The sequence below is a fragment of the Lelliottia amnigena genome, from assembly GCF_019047465.1.
In the GTDB taxonomy this organism is placed as follows: Bacteria; Pseudomonadota; Gammaproteobacteria; order Enterobacterales; family Enterobacteriaceae; genus Enterobacter; species Enterobacter amnigenus.
The window spans coordinates 3,188,512-3,206,814 of the sequence record NZ_CP077236.1 but is presented as its reverse complement, the minus strand read 5'-3'; the positions used below and the strand labels follow the sequence as shown (position 1 = coordinate 3,206,814).

Sequence of the window (18,303 nt, the reverse complement as noted above, 5' to 3'; positions counted from 1 at the left end):
TAAAGATTAGCCAGGCAGCGCAGGCGCGTTAGCGTTTTTACAAAAGCTTAATCAGAAGGGGGAGTTGCCTCCCCCGTGGCTCAGTGCTGTTGGAGCGGAGTGTGCTCTTTCAGGCACATAATGCAGAGAGTGAGTGTTGTCAGGCAGTGTTCAAGCTTATCTGCGCTGACGGCTACAAACGTTGGGCAATCATGGTGCCCGGTCATCAAACAGACGGCGGCTTTAGAAAGCGCGTCTGCCGCGCGACAGAGGATGCGTTGCTCATCCGCATCGTAGTGATCCCTCAGGATTGGCGCTTGTTTACGCATGTAGGCGCACAGTTCAAAACAATTTTCGCGCAGATGGTCGCTTTCGCTGACTGACATATACCCTTTTGCCACCCTTAACTGCAGATAAGCTGCAAGGTCAATTCGGGCATTGATCAGCTTGTTCAGCAGATCGCGTTTCAGTCTGTCAACGGACATGCTATTCCCTCCCTAATCAGCCATTGTGCAAAGAAAGCATAAGTTCATTTTTTGTACAGATCACTGCCTGAGATCAATAAATGGTAACCGGTTAACATCTTTTACAATGTTAAAAATTCCGTGCTGATGCTTTTTCTGGCACAGGGAAAAGCCTCCCTGCGCTTAGCCTTTGATTCGGGGGTCCAGCGCATCACGCAGTCCATCGCCCAGCAGGTTAAACGCCAGCACCGTGAGGAAAATGGCCATGCTCGGGAAGAGCGCAACGTGGGGCGCAATGACCATATCGGCCCTCGCTTCATTCAGCATTGCACCCCATTCCGGCGTCGGGGGCTGTGCGCCCAACCCCAGGAAAGACAGACTCGCCGCCGAGATAATCGACACGCCAATTCGCATCGTGAAGTAGACCACAATGGATGACACGGTGCCGGGCAAAATGTGGTTGAAGAGAATGGTCGCGTCGCTGGCACCGATGCTGCGCGCCGACTCGATAAACGTCTGCTGCTTGAGCACCAACGTATTGCCGCGCACCAGACGCGCAAACGCCGGGATGGAAAACACCGCCACGGCGATGATCACATTTGCCATGCCGTTGCCCATTATCGCTACCACCGCAATCGCCAGCAAAATACCTGGGAAGGCGAACAGCACATCGCAGATGCGCATGATAATGCGATCCCACCAGCCTTCGTAATACCCCGCCAGCAGTCCCAGCACCGTGCCTATCGCAGCGCCGATCAGCACGGCGAAAACGCCCGCCGCCAGCGAAATCTGCGCGCCCACCAGCACGCGACTAAAAATATCGCGCCCAAGGGAATCTACGCCAAACCAGTGCATCATTGACGGGCCGTCATTCAGACGGTCGTAATCGAAATAATTTTCCGCATCATATGGGGTGATCCAGGGCGCCAGAATCGCCACGACGATCAACAGCAAAACGAATAGCCCGGCGGTCATTGCCACAGGCTGACGACGAAATCGCCGCCAGAACTCCAGCCACGGCGTGCGGATATGGTCCGGTTTTATCCCCGGCATCGCGTTTAGCATGGCCTGACGGCGCCAGTGTAACAATCTCATTTACTTGTACCTGATTGCCGGGTTAATGGCGGCGTACAGCACGTCCACCACTAAATTGATAAGAATAAACTCCAGTGAAAACAGCAGGACTTCTGCCTGAATCACCGGATAGTCGCGCATGTCGACTGAATCGACCAGCAAGCGACCCAGCCCCGGCCAGTTGAACACCTTTTCGACCACAATCGAGCCGCCCAGCAAAAAGCCAAACTGCAGGCCCATCATCGTGACGACCGGGATCATCGCATTGCGCAGACCATGCTTAAGGATGACCCACTTTTCGCTCACGCCTTTGGCGCGCGCGGTCCGCATGTAATCTTCACTCAGCACATCCACGAACGAGGCGCGAGTAAATCGCGCCATCACGGCGGACACGGCAGCGCCCAGCGTAACCGATGGCAGAATGTAGTGCTTCCAGGTGTCCGCCCCCACCGTAGGTAACCAGCCCAGCTCCACCGAGAAAATCTGCATCAACAGCATGCCCAGCGCAAATGCCGGAAAGGAAATTCCCGTCACGGCCAGCGCCATGCCGAGCTTATCCGGCCAGCGATTACGCCATACGGCAGCAATAATGCCCGCCGCAAGACCAAACACCATGGCCCACAGCATACTGGCGATGGTGAGCCAAAACGTCGGCATAAAGCGGCTGGCAATTTCTTCGGACACCGGACGACGCGACACCATTGACGTGCCAAAATCGCCCTGTAAAACGTTGGTGATGTAATGCCAGAACTGGACATACAGCGGTTGATCGAGACCCAGCTGCTTGCGCACCATCTCAATAACCGTTGCGTCCGCCTCTGGCCCGGCAATCAATCGTGCCGGATCGCCCGGCAGCATATGGACAAACAAAAACACCAGCACCGCCACGATCAGTAGCGTTGGAATCAACCCCAGCAGGCGTTTAAACACATAATTCAGCATGCCTTTCCCTCTCATCCCGCGCGCCGTCGCCTGCGGGAATGAGTTCTGTTATTTCAAATCCGCATCGTCAAAGCTAAAGCCCGTATCCGGCATAATGTAGAAACCCGTCAGCGCTTTGTTATGCGCAGAAACCAGTTTTTCTACTACTAGCGGGATCCACGGCGACTCTTTCCAGATAGTATCCTGCGCGTCTTTATACAGCCGCGCTTTCTCTTCCGGTTTAGTGGTTTTCAGCGCGTCAGCCAGATCTTTATCCACCTGCGGATTGCTGTAAAACGCGGTGTTAAACAGCGTTGGCGGCCAGTTCTGCGAGGCAAACAGCGGCGACAGCGCCCAGTCAGCTTCGCCCGTTGAGGCTGACCAGCCGGTGTAGAACATTCTCACACCGCTCTCTTTCTGGCTTTTCCCTTCCACTTCTGCGGCACGCTGCCCCGCATCCATCGCGGTTAACTGCGCTTTAATGCCCACCTGCGCCAGTTGTTGCTGGGTGAACTGCAACACTTTCTGCGCAGTACTGTGATTATGCGACGACCACAGCGTAGTGCTGAAGCCGTTCGGGAATCCGGCCTCTTTTAACAGTTCGCGCGCTTTCGCGGGATCGTACGGCCACGCGGTGTAGGTTTCGGCATACTGGATCGACGGCGGGACAACGCCGGTGGCTGGCGTCGCGTAGCCCGCAAAGGCGACCTTCACCAGCGCCTGACGGCTAATCGCGTAGTTGATCGCCTCACGCACTTTCGGATTATCAAACGGCTTTTGCGTGACGTTCATGCTGATGTAACGCTGCATGATCGACGGGCTGGCGACCAGCTCCAGCTTGCTGTTTTTTTGCAGGATCGCCGCCTGCTCGTAAGGGATCGGGAAGGCAAACTGCGCTTCGCCGGTTTGCAGCATCGCCGCGCGGGTGTTGTTATCCACCACCGGACGCCAGGTGATAGTGTCCAGCTTTGGCAGCCCTTTCTGCCAGTATCCGGCGAATTTCTTCACCTTCACAAAATCGGTTTGATTCCAGGTGACCAGCTCATACGGCCCGGTTCCAACCGGATGGAAGCCAATCTCTTTGCCGTATTTTTTCAGCGCGTCTGGCGAAATCATCGCCGTCGCCGGGTGCGCCAGGATATTGATAAACGCCGAGAACGGCTCTTTTAAGGTAATTTTAACGGTCGTGGGATCGACGGCCTCGGTGCTGGCGATATTCTTGTACAGGTTATAGCGCTTGAGGCTGTTCTCCTTGTTGCTGGCGCGATCCAGGTTGACCTTCACCGCCTCGGCGTTGAAGTCTGTCCCGTCCTGGAACTTCACGCCGCTGCGCAGTTTGAGGGTGTACACCAGGCCGTCATCAGAGACGGTATAGCTCTCCGCCAGCACGTTTTTCAGCTTCATCTCTTTATCAAGGCCAAACAGTCCCTGATAAAACGACTTCGCCACCGCCTGCGACAGCGTGTCGTTGGCGTCATACGGATCGAGCGTGGTGAAGTTTGATGCCACCGCAACAACCACATCTTTGGCCGCAAAGGCAGGGCTTGCCGCCAGCGCCGCCGTGACACTCGCGGCTAACAGCCATGGTCGAGCAACAAATTTTGTCATTTTATTCTCCTGTTGTTCCCTGTCTGTCAAATGTTATAACCACGAAAACGCATTGTTCTGACGCGGAGGTGCGACGAAATGGCCGGGGCCAACCTCGCGTAATTCAACCCGTTCTGCCCGCTCACCGCGTTTACGAATATTGCCTGGCATCTCATCCTGGAGCAGCACGCGCTGGCCGTGGCGATGTGCCGGATCGGCAACCGGTACGGCCGCCATCAGCTTACGGGTGTAAGGATGCTGCGGATTTTCAAACACCGCGCGGCGCGGACCAATTTCAACAATTTGCCCCATGTACATCACCGCCACGCGATGGCTGATGCGCTCCACTACCGCCATATCGTGCGAAATAAACAAAAAGGCGATACCCAAGTCGCGCTGCAAGTCGAGCAGTAAATTGATAATTTGCGCCCGGATGGAGACGTCCAGTGCCGACACCGACTCATCCGCTATCACCACTTTCGGGTTTAGCGCCAGCGCACGCGCGATGCAAATGCGTTGTCGCTGACCGCCAGAAAATTCGTGCGGATAACGCCAGGCATGTTCCGGTTTCAGCCCCACGCGCTCCAGTAACCACGCCACGCGACGCTGGGCCTCTTCGCCTTGCAGTAAACCGTGCACCCGCAGCGGCTCCATAATCGAATACCCCACCGTCTGGCGCGGATCGAGCGACGCATAGGGGTCCTGGAAGATAAACTGAATATCGCGCCGCAGCGGTTGCAGCTGGCTCGCCGACAGCGTGTCGATGCGCTCGCCGTTGAAGATAATGCTGCCTTCCTGCGACTCAACTAACCGCAGTAACGCGCGTCCGGTGGTGGATTTACCACAGCCTGACTCCCCCACCAGCGCGAGCGTTTCGCCGGGCCATAAATCAAAGCTGACGTTTTCGACGGCATGCACTTCGCGCTTCACACGATTCAGAATGCCGCCGCGCAGCGGGAAGCGCGTCACCAGGTCGCGAACCTGAAGAATGGGCTCGCCCGCCACCACCGTGTCTTGCTCCGTTTCGGCTTCCTGATGCTGCGGATCGTTCATCGAGATCAGCGGAAAACGACGCGGTAAATCGCTGCCGTTCATTGCCCCAAGACGCGGAACTGCCGCCAGCAGCGCTTTGGTGTAAGGGTGCTGCGGCGCATGGAAAATCTGCTCCACGCTGCCCGTCTCCACCGCTTCGCCCTGATACATGACCAGCACCCGGTCGGCGATATCCGCCACCACGCCCATATCGTGAGTGATAAAAATCACCCCCATATCCATATCCTGTTGCAGCACTTTAATAAGCTGCAAAATCTGCGCCTGAATCGTGACGTCCAGCGCGGTGGTCGGTTCATCGGCAATCAGCACCGCCGGACGGCATGACAGCGCCATCGCAATCATCACCCGCTGGCGCATCCCACCGGAGAGCTGATGCGGATAGCGCGACAGGATCGTCTGCGCCTCCGGAATGCGGACCTGTTCCAGCATGCGTTTGGCTTCGGCCAACGCCTCTTCCCGGTTTAACCCCTGATGTAAGCGGATCGACTCGGCAATTTGCTCGCCCACCGGAAAGACCGGATTAAGCGACGTCATCGGTTCCTGGAAGATCATCGCCATATCCGCGCCGCGCACACTCTGCATTTGCGACTGACTCATCTCCATCAGGCTGACCACTTTCTGACTGCGCCTGCGCAGCAGCATGCTGTCACATTCAATCATGGTGCCGGACTGCTCCAGCAAGCGCATGAGCGACAGCGCCGTCACGGATTTACCGGAACCGGATTCGCCAACAATCGCCAGCGTCTCTCCGCGTTTGAGTGAAAACGAGAGATGCTTTACCGCCGGTACGGGCCGCCGCTCTTCCTGAAACGCGATGTTCAGGTTGTGAACCGCCAATACCTGCTGGCTGTCCAGATCGTTACTGTGCGGCACCCATAACCCCCTTATTCACGATAAATTCCCGTTGTTGGTGCATCGCCTGCATAACCCCAGGCGCGATACATGCCTTCACTGTTGAACGGCAACGCAACGTTGCCCTCACGATCGACAGCGATCAGCCCGCCGCTCCCGCCCAACGCGGGCAATTTTTCCATCACCACGCGCTCGCAGGCCTCAGCGAGGCTTAAATTGCCGTAATCCATTAACGCCGCAATGTCATAGGCGGCGAGCGTGCGGATGAACACTTCCCCCGTGCCGGTGCACGAGACCGCCACGTTGGCGTTATTGGCGTAGCATCCCGCGCCGGGTAAAGGGCTGTCTCCTACCCGACCGGGTAATTTATTGGTCATGCCGCCGGTGGATGTCGCTGCCGCCAGGTTGCCCTCTTTATCGAGCGCCACCGCGCCAACCGTACCCATTTTGGTGCTCTCATCCAGCGGGGCCGAATGATCCAACTGAGTGATCCCCGCCGTGCGTGCTTCCAGTAATTGCTGATAACGCTCAGGCGTAGAGAAAATGTCAGGCAGAACCGTTTCCATTCCATGCTCAGTGGCAAATTTTTCTGCCCCGGCACCCATCAGCAGCACGTGCGGGCTTTGCTCCATCACCAGACGCGCCGCCAGAATCGGGTTGCGCAGATGGCTGACACCAGCGACAGCACCGGCTTTTAGCGTGTTGCCGTCCATCACGCAGGCATCCAGCTCGTGTGTTTCATCGCGCGTAAATACCGCGCCAATACCCGCATTAAACAGCGGGCACTCCTCCAGAAGACGCACCGCTTCGGTGACCACGTCCAGCGCGCTGGCTCCCGCTTCCAGCATTTTTTGACCGGTTTCGACAATGACAGACAGCGCATTGACGTAGCGTTTTTCCTGCTCAGGACTCAGCTTTGATCGGGTAATTGCCCCTGCTCCACCGTGTATTGCGATAACCGCATTCACCATATCAATCACCCATCAGCGTAAAGGCGCTGCTTTTTCTATAAATATCATTATCGTGGCCGGAGCTTCAGATGATTTTTGAATATAGAAAGACGCAACTGTGATGTAAAGCGTACACCATCGGAGTCATACAGTTAGTGGCACTTTTCTGCCATAATGCCCGCTTTCGTTGCAATCCCGCAGGAGTGACCCATGGATTTTACCGCCGGACTGATGCCGCTTGAGACGGCACTCACGCAGATGCTCGACCAGATTTCGCCGCTGAAAGAGCACGAAACGCTACCTTTACTGCGCTGTTTTGGTCGCGTGACGGCGAGCGATATCGTCTCTCCGCTGAACGTGCCGGGGTTTGATAACTCTGCGATGGACGGTTATGCGGTGCGTCTTGCAGATATTCAGGCAGGAAATGCATTGCCGGTCGCCGGAAAAGCCTTTGCGGGCCAGCCTTTTCAGGGTGAATGGCCGCAGGGAACCTGTATTCGCATTATGACAGGTGCCGCGTTGCCAGCGGATTGCGACGCGGTGGTGATGCAGGAAGAGACTGAGCAAACCGACGAGGGCGTGCGTTTTACCGCCAGCGTTAAGCCGAACCAGAACATCCGCCGCGCCGGGGAAGATATCACGCTGGGTGCAGCCGTTTTCGCCGCCGGGAAAAGGCTGACGGCCGCTGAACTGCCGGTTCTGGCATCGCTGGGTATTGCTGAGATCGACGTGGTGCGCAAAGTGCGCGTTGCCCTGTTCTCGACGGGCGATGAGCTGCAGTTGCCGGGTCAGCCGCTTAAAGCGGGGCAAATCTACGATACCAACCGTCTGGCCGTGCATCTGATGCTGGAACAGCTGGGCTGCGAGGTCATTAACCTCGGCATTATTCCTGACGATCCGGAACAATTGCGCGCCGCGTTTATACAAGCGGACAACTCCGCTGATGTGGTGATAAGTTCCGGCGGCGTATCCGTTGGCGAAGCGGATTACACCAAAATTCTTCTCGACGAGCTGGGTGAAATCGGCTTCTGGAAGCTGGCGATTAAACCGGGCAAACCGTTCGCTTTCGGTAAGCTTGACCACAGCTGGTTCTGCGGCCTGCCGGGCAATCCGGTGTCGGCGGCGCTGACGTTTTATCAGCTGGTGCAGCCGCTGCTGGCAAAATTGTCCGGCAACACGGCACAGGGCCTGCCTGCACGTCAGCGCGTACGCACCGCTACGCGCCTGAAAAAATCACCGGGTCGTCTTGATTTCCAGCGCGGGATTTTGGCGCGAAACGCCGAGGGTTTACTGGAGGTGAGTACCACCGGCCATCAGGGTTCACATATTTTCAGCTCCTTCAGCCAGGGCAACTGCTTTATCGTTCTTGAGCGCGAGCGCGGAAACGTCGAAGCGGGCGAGTGGGTTGAGGTCGAAGCCTTTAACCATTTATTTGGAGGCTGAGCATGTCGGTAGAACTGAGCGACCAGGAGATGCTGCGCTACAACCGCCAGATCGTGCTGCGGGGTTTTGATTTTGACGGTCAGGAAGCGCTCAAAGCCGCCTGCGTACTGGTGGTGGGATTAGGCGGTTTGGGCTGTGCGGCGGCGCAATATCTCGCGGCAGCGGGCGTCGGGAGTATGACGCTGCTGGATTTCGACACCGTGTCGGTATCCAATTTGCAGCGCCAGACGTTGCACAGCGACGCGACAATTGGTGAGCCGAAAGTCGCCTCCGCTCATGCCGCGCTGGCACGCATTAATCCTCACGTTCAGTTCACATTGATTGACGCTTTGCTCGATGACACTGCGCTGTTCGCGCGCATCGCACAGCACGACCTGGTTCTTGATTGCACCGATAACGTCACTATTCGCAATCAGCTTAACGCGGGCTGTTTTACCCATAAGACACCGCTGGTTTCCGGCGCGGCGATTCGGATGGAAGGCCAGATCAGCGTATTTACTTACGCCGACGGCGAGCCCTGCTATCGCTGTCTGAGCCGTCTGTTTGGCGAGAATGCGCTGACTTGCGTCGAGGCGGGCGTCATGGCGCCGCTGGTTGGCGTGATCGGGTCATTGCAGGCTATGGAAGCGATTAAAGTGCTGACGCATTACGGAACACCGGCGGCGGGAAAAATCCTGATGTACGACGCGATGAGCTGTCAGTTCCGCGAGATGAAACTGATGCGTCATCCCGGATGCGAGGTCTGCGGGGGGGAGTGACAATGCGGATTGTTTTTTGTTTGCGTGATTGTTTCCATTAACCTTTCGCAGAGAAGCAAAGCATGAGGCGGTTGTACACTGCTTCGTTTCTCCCTCTTTCTGTGGGGGATAATCTGAAGGCTATAACATTCTCAGCAAAGCTGAATATTGACATCACTGGCGATCACCTCTCTGGCTAATGCTTTGGTTCATCTATAGGGATCCTGCCACGTTATTGTCAGTGTCCGGTGGGGCTAGTGCTGCGGGGTATTTCGATGGGATGGGTTCTCTTCATCGTCGATTTTCTTCCCACCTGCACCAGTACGCCTTTTCGGGGCCGGTTGCACACTGTCTGGCTATTGGCGCGTATGCGCCTGGCGTCGGGGGTTTTGGTCATTAACATAATATTTCTTACCGCGAAAATAATTTGAATATCACTAGTAATATTAGTGCATCGTAAGAAAAATCGCTTTATACACCAAGGGTACAGATTATAAAAGCCTCCCCGGCAGCTTGCATTATCTGCCGGGAGACTATTATTTATTAGATAACGTCATGCTTTCTAAAGATTTAAGAAAATATGCAGTTAAATCAACTTCTTTTCCATCTATTTTTTCTAGTAGATCACCATGACCACAAAGAGCATAGTTTTTCTTACTATCATCAATTAAACAAAATTTAACCTCTTTCTTTTGAGTTATACCATTCTGAATATCATATTTATTAATGTTTTCGTCAACAACCATATAGCCCTTTGCATTTGGAGAAGTTACATTAAATAACTGCAATGGTTTGTCATTCTTATGATAAGATTTCCTGTTTACAATTTTCCATGTATCATTTTTTTCGTCATAGCGTACTACTTGATTTGCAGGTTTTTCATCGGCTACACTGGGGTCATAACCCAAGCCATAGGATTCTAAATCACCATTCATAAGCAAACACTGCCATAGTTTTATCGGACTTTTATTGAAATAGTAATCAGTATTATCCATTTTCGTTGTAAAGAAATATTCTTTAAATCTTACTGAGTCACAATCAGAAGATTGCTGTATATACGTTGCACCTACAATCTCATCTAAATTTTTTTCAGCAAATTTCGCTGATAAAAAATCAGGTGGTAAAGCTATGGAAGGTGCGACAACTGCATTTGCTGCGCAGGTAGAAAATAATAAATATATTGATATTATCTCTTTCACTGTTAACCTCTGCGATGTGTATAAGGAAACTCTAAAGAACTGCTTCCATTTGAATCAGAGAACCTTGTTTCTGACAGCACATCAAGTGCATAACCATATGCACAACAACGGCTATCAAAACCATTTAAACCACGATATTCTCTGTCGGTCACTTGTGCAGGGGCATTAACTATTGCGCTAGCTTTCCAAAATACATTGCTCCTATAATAACTTATTCCGCTGATGCTATGTTTCTCTAATATATGATCTTCATCGGCAAAACCCGCCATATTAGTCAGAATCCAATAATACCCCGCACTATCTGAAGGATCGTAACTGTGATTTGCCACATCATCCCGCCATGCAAGCACATTAATGGTTAAATCCGGATTTTTTTCATCCAGCAGTGATGTGTTGTGATAGCGTTTTTCCTTATGCTGGTATAAATCATGGTAAGCATCGCTTAGCGTCTCTTTTAATGAAGCCGGATACTCACGTCCCCTGAAGGTCCAGTAATCAAAATAATTATTCGGACTGGTTAATTGTAAAAAGCCGCGCCCGTACCACGGGTAGTACCAGGTATTGCGCTTTTTCTTTTCGTGCGTTGCCGGGTCGGTAAATGTGTTAACGTACCCTTCGCTGGTCTGATTCAGCCAGGCGGATTCCTGCACGGCATTCCCCAGGAAACAGGCCATACGCCACGGCGTGTTGATGCCGTATTTCCGCATTGCCCGGTTCAGCCCGGTATAGTGCTTCATAAATACCGAGTCCGCCCCGTCATGAAGCGTCACCTTTTCCCTGTAGACACGGTGGCTGTCTGACCGGATGGCGTAGACGGGCACCACTTGCTTAAATTCGCTGGCGCTCATCCACAGGCATTTCCTGAAATGCTTAATAAACTCCAGCGGGTGAAAATGCCAGTAGCGCCCGCCGGGCAGGGCATCGTCCAGACAGAGCGCGCTGACATGGGCCTGAAAGCGGGTAAAATCATCGGCGGTCATGGGCGGGTCAACGTGCTCATTCGGCGAGGTCAGCCACTGGAAGCGCGACGTGATGGTGCTCCGGTCCCATTCAAACGGAAAATGACATATCAGACGGCTGAGAGGCTGGCCTGCGTCTTTTTCGGCGAGTACCGTCGGGGAGTTACATTGGCTGTTAGTGTCGGTATCGTCATCCACCAGCCTCCAGCCCGTCCAGTGCGGAAAATCTGCATCGCTGAATTTTTTAATTTTCGGGTCCGCCAGATTCACCCAGCCCGTTCCCTGAAGGTGATTCACCTGGCACCAGACGGGTGTTGCCGGGTCAGTCAGTTGTTCCTGGTCAGGCGAGACCAGCCGCCCGAAGCGGTGTAACTCGTAAATGGCGCTCTGGTTATGCCCCTTCGCGTGCGCGTGAATTTTACTGTACAACTCATATTCATACTTCCCGCTGACCAGCGGGTCGCCCACGGCGTTGAACTCTCCGCTACCGGGGGCGCTTTCTGCGCGGGTGATAACGATTTGGTTGCCCTGTTTCAGCTCGCGGGTGACATACAGGGGCAGCGTGGTTTTTACTGCGGTGCTGCGGGGAGACTTTTCCATCATCCCCGGTTCGCTCTGCCAGACCTCCGTGCCCGCCGGGAGATAAAAGTGCATATCGCCGTAAATCGCATCCATCCGCCCGTCCTGGCTGGTATCCAGCTGGCTGTCCGTACGCCCGGTCAGTCTCTGAATACTGGCATCGTCACAGAATATCTGAAAATGAAAGGCGTTATCCCCGTCCACCATGCCAGTGGTGCCGAGTTTATCCTTGCGGTAAACCTTTTTACCCTTAACCATTTCAGGCCGCAGTTGTGTCATGTGCATATACAGCGAATAAAAAACCACTTTCGCATTATCGCCTGTGCCCGTTTCTGTCTCATGGCGAAGCAGAATATAGCCGTTATCGGTGCCATATTTCCCCCCGGTACTGTTCTGCGGAAACGTATCGCGTTTTTCCAGCCGGGAATTTCTGACGGAAACCACCGTCCCGTCGGCAATGGCGCGGACGAATTCAGGCTGCGAAGTGGAATCCGTGTGTTTAAGATGAATACCACCATGCCATGCCTGATGGCGGTTTAACGGATACGCGCGAACAGGGTCAGTGTTTTGTGTCCGGTCAATCCACCGATCGTCGGTTTCATGCTGGTGGCGAGGTTTCAGAAACGGCGGGCTGATTATCATGATGCAGCCTCCATCGTCCGGTGATGGAATAAACTATTCACAATATTGTCTCCATTTATCAGTGATAAATATTCAGAATCTATTCTGTGCCGACAATACGCTTTAACCCCCTGCTGACAACGGGATTTATGTAATCAAAATTAACATAAATTTATGATATTTATGCATTTCCATTATTCATAGATGCTATTTATATTTATTCCGGTTTTATCTGCTGGTGCTCACTTGCAACCGGCGTGGATTGCCTTCAGCAAGAATGAAGAAACCAGTACGACAGAGTATTAAGTGTTACTGGTTAACTTTATGGAAAATGCTGAGAATAAAGGATATTTTCTTCCACCCTCCTTGTAGACTGAGGGATCCCCGCTAATTTTTATTAGTGGTTACAGGGGATTGAAGTGGGTTATGTATGAGCAACTTATACTTTACTGCTCATAAGTAACATGAAATATGGAAACGATTAAGGTATCAGTGTTCGACAAATGGTGATTTATTGCATTTTTTTGAGCATTAAATCACCACCTTTCTACTTCTAATTTTCTGGGGAGTCCTCTCCCCGTGGGAGAGGGTCGTGGTGAGGGCATCAGGCCGTACAATCAAATAGTTGTCTGGCCAAACGCGCCCTGCCAGTCCTGCTCAAACTTCGCTACTGCCGCATCCACCGCGGGAGCGTTAATAAACTGCTGCGCCACATCCAGCGGCAAAGTGATGGCCTCGCAGCCCGCCAGCAAACAGTCCAGCGCCTGGCGCGGGGTTTTAAAGCTCGCCGCCAGCACTTTTGCCTGCGGCGCATGCAGCGTCAGCAATTGCTGTAATTCCACCACCGTTTGAATCCCGTCGCCGCCCTGTGCGTCCAGGCGATTCACATAAGGCGCAACATATTCCGCGCCAGCCAGCGCCGACAGCATGCCCTGCGCAGCACCGTAAACCGCCGTTCCCAGCGTTGGGATCCCTTCGGCTTTCAGCATTTTAATGGCTGCCAACCCTTCTGCCGTGACGGGCACTTTGACCACCAGATCGTTAATTATGGCGCGTAATTTACGCGCATCGTCGACCATCGCTTCGGCCGTAGTCGCCATCACCTGCGCGAACAACCGGCCTTTTCCCCCCAGCGCGTCATGCAGCTCTGGCAACAGCACGTCCAGCGGTTTTTTCCCCGCCGCCACAATACTGGGATTGGTGGTTACGCCCGCCAGCGGGAAAATGCGCGCCAGTTTTTTGACTGCAGCAACGTCGGAAGTATCGAGATAAAGTTCCATGATCAAACCCTCAAAATTAGCCTGCCCTAACACTACCACGTAAAAACTCGCCGCAGAGTTGACGCACATCAAAATAACTTTCATTCGAAAGTTATTTAATCTTCATACGCAACAAGAGGCGACATTATGATTTTCAATATTCAGCGCTATTCGACGCATGACGGTCCCGGTATTCGTACCGTGGTGTTCCTGAAAGGCTGCTCATTAAGCTGCCGCTGGTGTCAAAATCCTGAGAGCCGTTCTCGTACCCGAGACGTCCTGTTTGATGCCCGCCTGTGTCTGGAAGGCTGCGACCTCTGCCAGCAGGCTGCGCCAGGGATTATCGACCGCACGCTGAATGGACTGATTATTCATCGCGAAAAACTCAACGATGCAACGCTGAACGCCCTCACCGACTGTTGCCCAACGCAAGCGATGACCGTATGCGGTGAGGAGCAACAGGTCGCCGATATTATGGCCACCGTGCTGCGCGATAAACCCTTTTACGAGCGCAGCGGCGGCGGTATCACACTCTCCGGCGGCGAGCCGTTTATGAACCCTACTCTGGCCCACTCGCTGTTCAAAGCCAGCCACGAAAAAGGCATACATACTGCCGTTGAAACCTGTCTGCATGTGCCGTGGCACGCGATCGAACCCTCGTTGCCGTATGTTGACCTGTTTCTCGCCGACCTGAAACATGTCGACGGCGACGTGTTTAAACAATGGGCTGGCGGCTCGGCTAAGCGCGTACTGGAAAACCTGAAACGCCTTGCGGCGGCAGGCAAAAAAATGACTATCCGCGTTCCGCTGATTCCCGGTTTTAACGCAGATGAAGCGTCTGTCAAAGCGATTACACGTTTTGCCGCCGATGAGCTGAACGTCCGCGAGATCCATTTTCTGCCGTACCACACCCTTGGCATGAACAAATATACCCTGCTCGGCCAACCTTACTCTGCCCCTGATAAACCGCTCGATAACCCAGCGTTACTGGACTTTGCCCTGGCGTTTGCTGACCAGAATGGGTTAACCGCCACCTTACGAGGATAATGTTATGACACAGCTGAATCTGAACACGTTGACCGATCGTATTAAGGCGCATAAAACCGCTCTGGTGCATATTGTTAAGCCGCCCGTTTGTACCGAGCGCGCGCAGCATTACACCGAAATGTACCAGCAGCACATGGACAAGCCTATCCCGGTGCGTCGCGCGCTTGCGCTGGCCCATCACCTGGCGAATCGTACCATCTGGATAAAACACGACGAGCTGATCATTGGCAACCAGGCAAGCAAAGTCCGCGCCGCACCGATCTTCCCGGAATATACCGTATCGTGGATTGAAAAAGAGATCGACGATCTGGCCGACCGTCCGGGCGCGGGCTTTGCCGTCAGCGAAGAGAATAAACGCGTTCTGCATGATATTTGCCCGTGGTGGCGCGGCCAGACGGTGCAAGATCGCTGCTACGGCATGTTTACCGACGAGCAAAAAGGGCTACTGGAAACCGGGATTATCAAAGCCGAAGGCAATATGACCTCCGGCGATGCCCATCTGGCGGTGAATTTCCCGCTGCTGCTGGAAAAAGGGCTCGACGGGATGCGGGCCAAAGTGGCCGAGCGTCGTACCCGCATTAACCTGACCGTACTGGACGATCTGCACGGCGATCAGTTCCTGAAAGCGGTTGATATCGTGCTGGACGCCGTCAGCCTGCATATTCAACGCTTTGCCAGCCTGGCGCGTGAAATGGCGAGCAATGAGATCCGCGAAAGTCGTCGCGACGAGCTGCTGGCAATGGCAGAAAACTGCGATGTGATTGCCCATCAGCCGCCGAAAACCTTCTGGCAGGCGCTACAGCTGTGCTATTTCATCCAGCTGATTCTGCAAATTGAGTCCAACGGTCACTCCGTCTCCTTTGCCCGTATGGATCAGTATCTCTATCCATTCTACCGCCGCGACGTTGAGTTGGATCAGTCGCTCAGCCGCGAAAACGCGATTGAAATGCTGCACAGCTGCTGGCTGAAATTGCTGGAAGTGAACAAAATCCGCTCCGGCTCGCACTCAAAAGCGTCGGCGGGAAGCCCGCTGTATCAGAACGTCACGATTGGCGGACAGAAGCTGGTCAACGGCGACGCGATGGACGCGGTAAACCCGCTCTCTTACGCGATTCTGGAATCCTGCGGCCGCCTGCGTTCCACTCAGCCAAACCTCAGCGTGCGTTACCACGCGGGTATGAGTAATGACTTCCTCGACGCTTGCGTGCAGGTGATCCGCTGCGGATTTGGGATGCCCGCGTTTAATAACGATGAAATTGTGATTTCTGAGTTCATCAAGCTCGGCGTCGAAAAAGAAGACGCTTACGACTATGCGGCGATCGGTTGTATCGAAACCGCTGTTGGCGGGAAATGGGGATACCGCTGTACCGGCATGAGCTTTATTAACTTCGCCCGCGTGATGCTCGCCGCGATGGAAGGCGGTCGCGATGCCACCAGCGGCAAGGTTTTCCTGCCGCAGGATAGAGCGCTCTCCGCCGGTAACTTCGATAATTTCGAGCAGGTGATGGAATCCTGGGACAACCAGATTCGCTACTACACGCGCAAATCCATCGAAATTGAATATGTGGTGGACACCATGCTGGAAGAGAACGTACACGATATTCTCTGCTCTGCGCTGGTGGACGACTGTATTGAGCGCGCGAAAAGCATTAAGGAAGGCGGCGCGAAATATGACTGGGTGTCGGGTTTGCAGGTCGGTATCGCCAACCTCGGAAACAGTCTGGCTGCGGTGAAGAAGCTGGTCTTTGAACAGGGCATAATCGGTCAGCAACAGCTGGCAGCCGCGCTGGCGGATGATTTCGAAGGGCTGACGCATGAACAGCTGCGCCAGCGTTTGATCAACGGTGCACCGAAGTACGGCAACGATGACGACAGCGTCGACCTGCTGCTGGCCCGCGCCTACCAGACCTATATCGAAGAGCTGAAGCAGTACCACAACCCGCGCCACGGCCGTGGGCCGATCGGCGGTAACTACTACGCGGGTACGTCGTCTATTTCGGCAAACGTGCCGTTTGGTGCGGCGACGATGGCAACGCCGGATGGCCGTAAAGGGCATACTCCGCTGGCGGAAGGCGCAAGCCCGGCATCGGGTACCGATCATCTCGGTCCAACAGCGGTTATTGGTTCCGTGGGTAAATTACCGACCGAAGCCATTCTGGGTGGCGTGCTGTTAAATCAGAAGCTGAATCCGGCAACGCTGGAGAACGATTCGGACCGTCAGAAGCTGATGATCCTGCTGCGCACCTTCTTCGAGGTGCATAAAGGCTGGCATATCCAGTACAACATTGTGTCACGTGACACGCTGCTCGAAGCGAAAAAGCATCCGGATCAGTATCGCGATCTTGTGGTACGTGTCGCGGGTTACTCGGCGTTCTTCACCGCGCTTTCGCCAGACGCGCAGGACGATATCATCGCCCGTACGGAGCACACGCTTTAATCTCTCCGCTCTGATGCCCTCACCCCACCCCTCTCCCACAGGGAGAGGGCGCAGACACTAAAAAATGACAACCATGGGTTGTCATTTGCTTTTGGTTTCGAATGAAATAGATTTGTGGTTCGGGTCACATTGTTATTAGAATGTTTCTGGTCGCAGTAATATTCTGGAGAACAATGTATGACCGTTAAAGTTATCGTCACCGATATGGACGGAACTTTCCTTGATGATGCCAAACAATACGATCGTGAACGCTTTCAGGCACAATTCGAGCAGCTAAAAGCACGTGATATTGAATTTGTTGTTGCCAGCGGAAACCAGTATTACCAGCTCATCTCGTTCTTCCCGGAACTGAAAGAACACATTTCTTTCGTCGCCGAAAACGGCGCGCTGGTGTTCGATCACGGCGAGCAGATTTTCCACGGCGAATTGACCCGCCACGAATCACAAATCGTGATCGGCGAATTGCTCAAAGATAAACAGTTGAATTTCGTCGCCTGTGGATTAGAGAGCGCGTATGTGAGCAATAGCGCGCCTGACGAGTTTGTCGCGCTGATGTCAAAACACTATCACCGCTTAAAGCGCATCAGCGATTATCAGGACATTGACGACGTACTGTTCAAGTTCTCACTGAACCTGCCGGATAGCGATATCCCCGATCTCATCGACAAACTGCATGTTTCGCTGGATGGCATCATGAAGCCCGTCACCAGCGGTTTCGGCTTTGTCGATTTGATTATCCCTGGCCTGCATAAGGCCAATGGTATCAGCCTCCTGCTCAAACGCTGGGGCATTTCCCCGCAGGAATGCGTAGGGATTGGCGACAGCGGTAATGACGCCGAAATGCTGAAGCTGGTGAAATATTCGTTTGCGATGGGCAATGCAGCGGAAAGCATTAAATCGATTAGCCGTTTTAGCACTGACGATAATAATCATCAGGGTGCGCTGAACGTCATCCAGGCCGTGCTCGACCATACCGATCCTTTCAACGCGTAATCCCCTTCTGGCCGGGGCTAAGTTCCGGCATATCACTCTTTTCCGATCCTGCGGTACACGTCAAACTTTTAAACTTGCATTAACTTATTTTTAACTTAAAGTATCACTTGTAGACATTTTTACTTTCGAATGAAAGATGCGAGGCGGTT

At 53.6% G+C, this 18,303-nt stretch carries 14 protein-coding genes; 5 read left to right on the top strand and 9 right to left on the bottom strand.

Annotated features, from left to right (window positions below; genetic code table 11):
- Window positions 1-80: 80 nt before the first annotated feature.
- The 6 genes from bssR to iaaA form a co-directional block, all read right to left on the bottom strand.
- The gene (gene bssR / locus I6L74_RS14990) at window positions 81-464 is read right to left on the bottom strand and encodes a biofilm formation regulator BssR (RefSeq protein WP_059178535.1); all 384 of its coding nucleotides are present in this window, start codon (window positions 462-464) and stop codon (window positions 81-83) included.
- A gap of 162 nt (window positions 465-626) precedes the next feature.
- Window positions 627-1,538 carry a glutathione ABC transporter permease GsiD gene (gene gsiD, locus I6L74_RS14985; RefSeq protein ID WP_059178536.1) on the bottom strand — a complete coding sequence of 304 codons (912 nt, stop codon included), beginning with the start codon at window positions 1,536-1,538 and terminating at the stop codon, window positions 627-629.
- Window positions 1,539-2,459 carry a glutathione ABC transporter permease GsiC gene (gene gsiC, locus I6L74_RS14980; protein ID WP_059178537.1) on the bottom strand — a complete coding sequence of 307 codons (921 nt, stop codon included), beginning with the start codon at window positions 2,457-2,459 and terminating at the stop codon, window positions 1,539-1,541.
- A 48-nt stretch (window positions 2,460-2,507) separates the two neighbouring features.
- Window positions 2,508-4,046 (bottom strand): glutathione ABC transporter substrate-binding protein GsiB, encoded by a 1,539-nt coding sequence (gene gsiB, locus I6L74_RS14975; RefSeq protein ID WP_059178538.1) that lies wholly within the window; start codon window positions 4,044-4,046, stop codon window positions 2,508-2,510.
- Between the two features lie 33 nt (window positions 4,047-4,079).
- Entirely contained in the window at window positions 4,080-5,951 is a 1,872-nt protein-coding gene (gene gsiA / locus I6L74_RS14970; RefSeq protein WP_059178539.1) for a glutathione ABC transporter ATP-binding protein GsiA, read from the bottom strand.
- An 11-nt stretch (window positions 5,952-5,962) separates the two neighbouring features.
- Window positions 5,963-6,901: a beta-aspartyl-peptidase gene (iaaA, locus tag I6L74_RS14965; RefSeq protein ID WP_059178540.1), complete on the bottom strand. Its 939-nt coding sequence runs from the start codon at window positions 6,899-6,901 to the stop codon at window positions 5,963-5,965.
- A 189-nt stretch (window positions 6,902-7,090) separates the two neighbouring features.
- Here iaaA and moeA point away from each other — a divergent pair, with 189 nt between their 5' ends.
- Both moeA and moeB read left to right on the top strand, forming a co-directional pair.
- Window positions 7,091-8,323, top strand: a complete 1,233-nt coding sequence (gene moeA, locus I6L74_RS14960; RefSeq protein ID WP_059178541.1) for a molybdopterin molybdotransferase MoeA — start codon at window positions 7,091-7,093, stop codon at window positions 8,321-8,323.
- A 2-nt stretch (window positions 8,324-8,325) separates the two neighbouring features.
- A complete protein-coding gene (gene moeB, locus I6L74_RS14955; protein WP_059178542.1) occupies window positions 8,326-9,081 on the top strand; it encodes a molybdopterin-synthase adenylyltransferase MoeB in 756 nt (251 codons plus the stop codon).
- A gap of 515 nt (window positions 9,082-9,596) precedes the next feature.
- Here moeB and I6L74_RS21450 read toward each other — a convergent pair.
- The 3 genes from I6L74_RS21450 to fsa all read right to left on the bottom strand — a co-directional run bounded on the left by I6L74_RS21450 (window position 9,597) and on the right by fsa (window position 13,698).
- Window positions 9,597-10,259 (bottom strand): hypothetical protein, encoded by a 663-nt coding sequence (locus I6L74_RS21450; protein ID WP_059178543.1) that lies wholly within the window; start codon window positions 10,257-10,259, stop codon window positions 9,597-9,599.
- 2 nt (window positions 10,260-10,261) lie between these two features.
- Window positions 10,262-12,439 carry a M23 family metallopeptidase gene (locus I6L74_RS14945; RefSeq protein WP_059178544.1) on the bottom strand — a complete coding sequence of 726 codons (2,178 nt, stop codon included), beginning with the start codon at window positions 12,437-12,439 and terminating at the stop codon, window positions 10,262-10,264.
- 596 nt (window positions 12,440-13,035) lie between these two features.
- Window positions 13,036-13,698, bottom strand: a complete 663-nt coding sequence (gene fsa / locus I6L74_RS14940) for a fructose-6-phosphate aldolase (protein ID WP_059178743.1) — start codon at window positions 13,696-13,698, stop codon at window positions 13,036-13,038.
- 126 nt (window positions 13,699-13,824) lie between these two features.
- Here fsa and I6L74_RS14935 point away from each other — a divergent pair, with 126 nt between their 5' ends.
- The 3 genes from I6L74_RS14935 (at window position 13,825) to I6L74_RS14925 (ending at window position 18,154) form a co-directional block, all read left to right on the top strand.
- Window positions 13,825-14,724 (top strand): glycyl-radical enzyme activating protein, encoded by a 900-nt coding sequence (locus tag I6L74_RS14935; protein WP_059178545.1) that lies wholly within the window; start codon window positions 13,825-13,827, stop codon window positions 14,722-14,724.
- Window positions 14,725-14,728: 4 nt separating this feature from the next.
- Window positions 14,729-17,161: a formate C-acetyltransferase/glycerol dehydratase family glycyl radical enzyme gene (locus tag I6L74_RS14930; protein ID WP_059178546.1), complete on the top strand. Its 2,433-nt coding sequence runs from the start codon at window positions 14,729-14,731 to the stop codon at window positions 17,159-17,161.
- Between the two features lie 177 nt (window positions 17,162-17,338).
- Window positions 17,339-18,154 (top strand): Cof-type HAD-IIB family hydrolase, encoded by an 816-nt coding sequence (locus I6L74_RS14925; protein ID WP_059178547.1) that lies wholly within the window; start codon window positions 17,339-17,341, stop codon window positions 18,152-18,154.
- Window positions 18,155-18,303: the final 149 nt, after the last annotated feature.

What these genes read in the sequence shown, in the direction of transcription:
- bssR (WP_059178535.1), bottom strand. Translation starts at nt 464, where the DNA reads ATGTCCGTTGACAGACTGAAACGCGATCTGCTGAACAAGCTGATCAAT.
- gsiD (WP_059178536.1), bottom strand. Translation starts at nt 1,538, where the DNA reads ATGAGATTGTTACACTGGCGCCGTCAGGCCATGCTAAACGCGATGCCG.
- gsiC (WP_059178537.1), bottom strand. Translation starts at nt 2,459, where the DNA reads ATGCTGAATTATGTGTTTAAACGCCTGCTGGGGTTGATTCCAACGCTA.
- gsiB (WP_059178538.1), bottom strand. Translation starts at nt 4,046, where the DNA reads ATGACAAAATTTGTTGCTCGACCATGGCTGTTAGCCGCGAGTGTCACG.
- iaaA (WP_059178540.1), bottom strand. Translation starts at nt 6,901, where the DNA reads ATGGTGAATGCGGTTATCGCAATACACGGTGGAGCAGGGGCAATTACC.
- moeA (WP_059178541.1), top strand. Translation starts at nt 7,091, where the DNA reads ATGGATTTTACCGCCGGACTGATGCCGCTTGAGACGGCACTCACGCAG.
- moeB (WP_059178542.1), top strand. Translation starts at nt 8,326, where the DNA reads ATGTCGGTAGAACTGAGCGACCAGGAGATGCTGCGCTACAACCGCCAG.
- I6L74_RS14945 (WP_059178544.1), bottom strand. Translation starts at nt 12,439, where the DNA reads ATGATAATCAGCCCGCCGTTTCTGAAACCTCGCCACCAGCATGAAACC.
- fsa (WP_059178743.1), bottom strand. Translation starts at nt 13,698, where the DNA reads ATGGAACTTTATCTCGATACTTCCGACGTTGCTGCAGTCAAAAAACTG.
- I6L74_RS14935 (WP_059178545.1), top strand. Translation starts at nt 13,825, where the DNA reads ATGATTTTCAATATTCAGCGCTATTCGACGCATGACGGTCCCGGTATT.
- I6L74_RS14930 (WP_059178546.1), top strand. Translation starts at nt 14,729, where the DNA reads ATGACACAGCTGAATCTGAACACGTTGACCGATCGTATTAAGGCGCAT.
- I6L74_RS14925 (WP_059178547.1), top strand. Translation starts at nt 17,339, where the DNA reads ATGACCGTTAAAGTTATCGTCACCGATATGGACGGAACTTTCCTTGAT.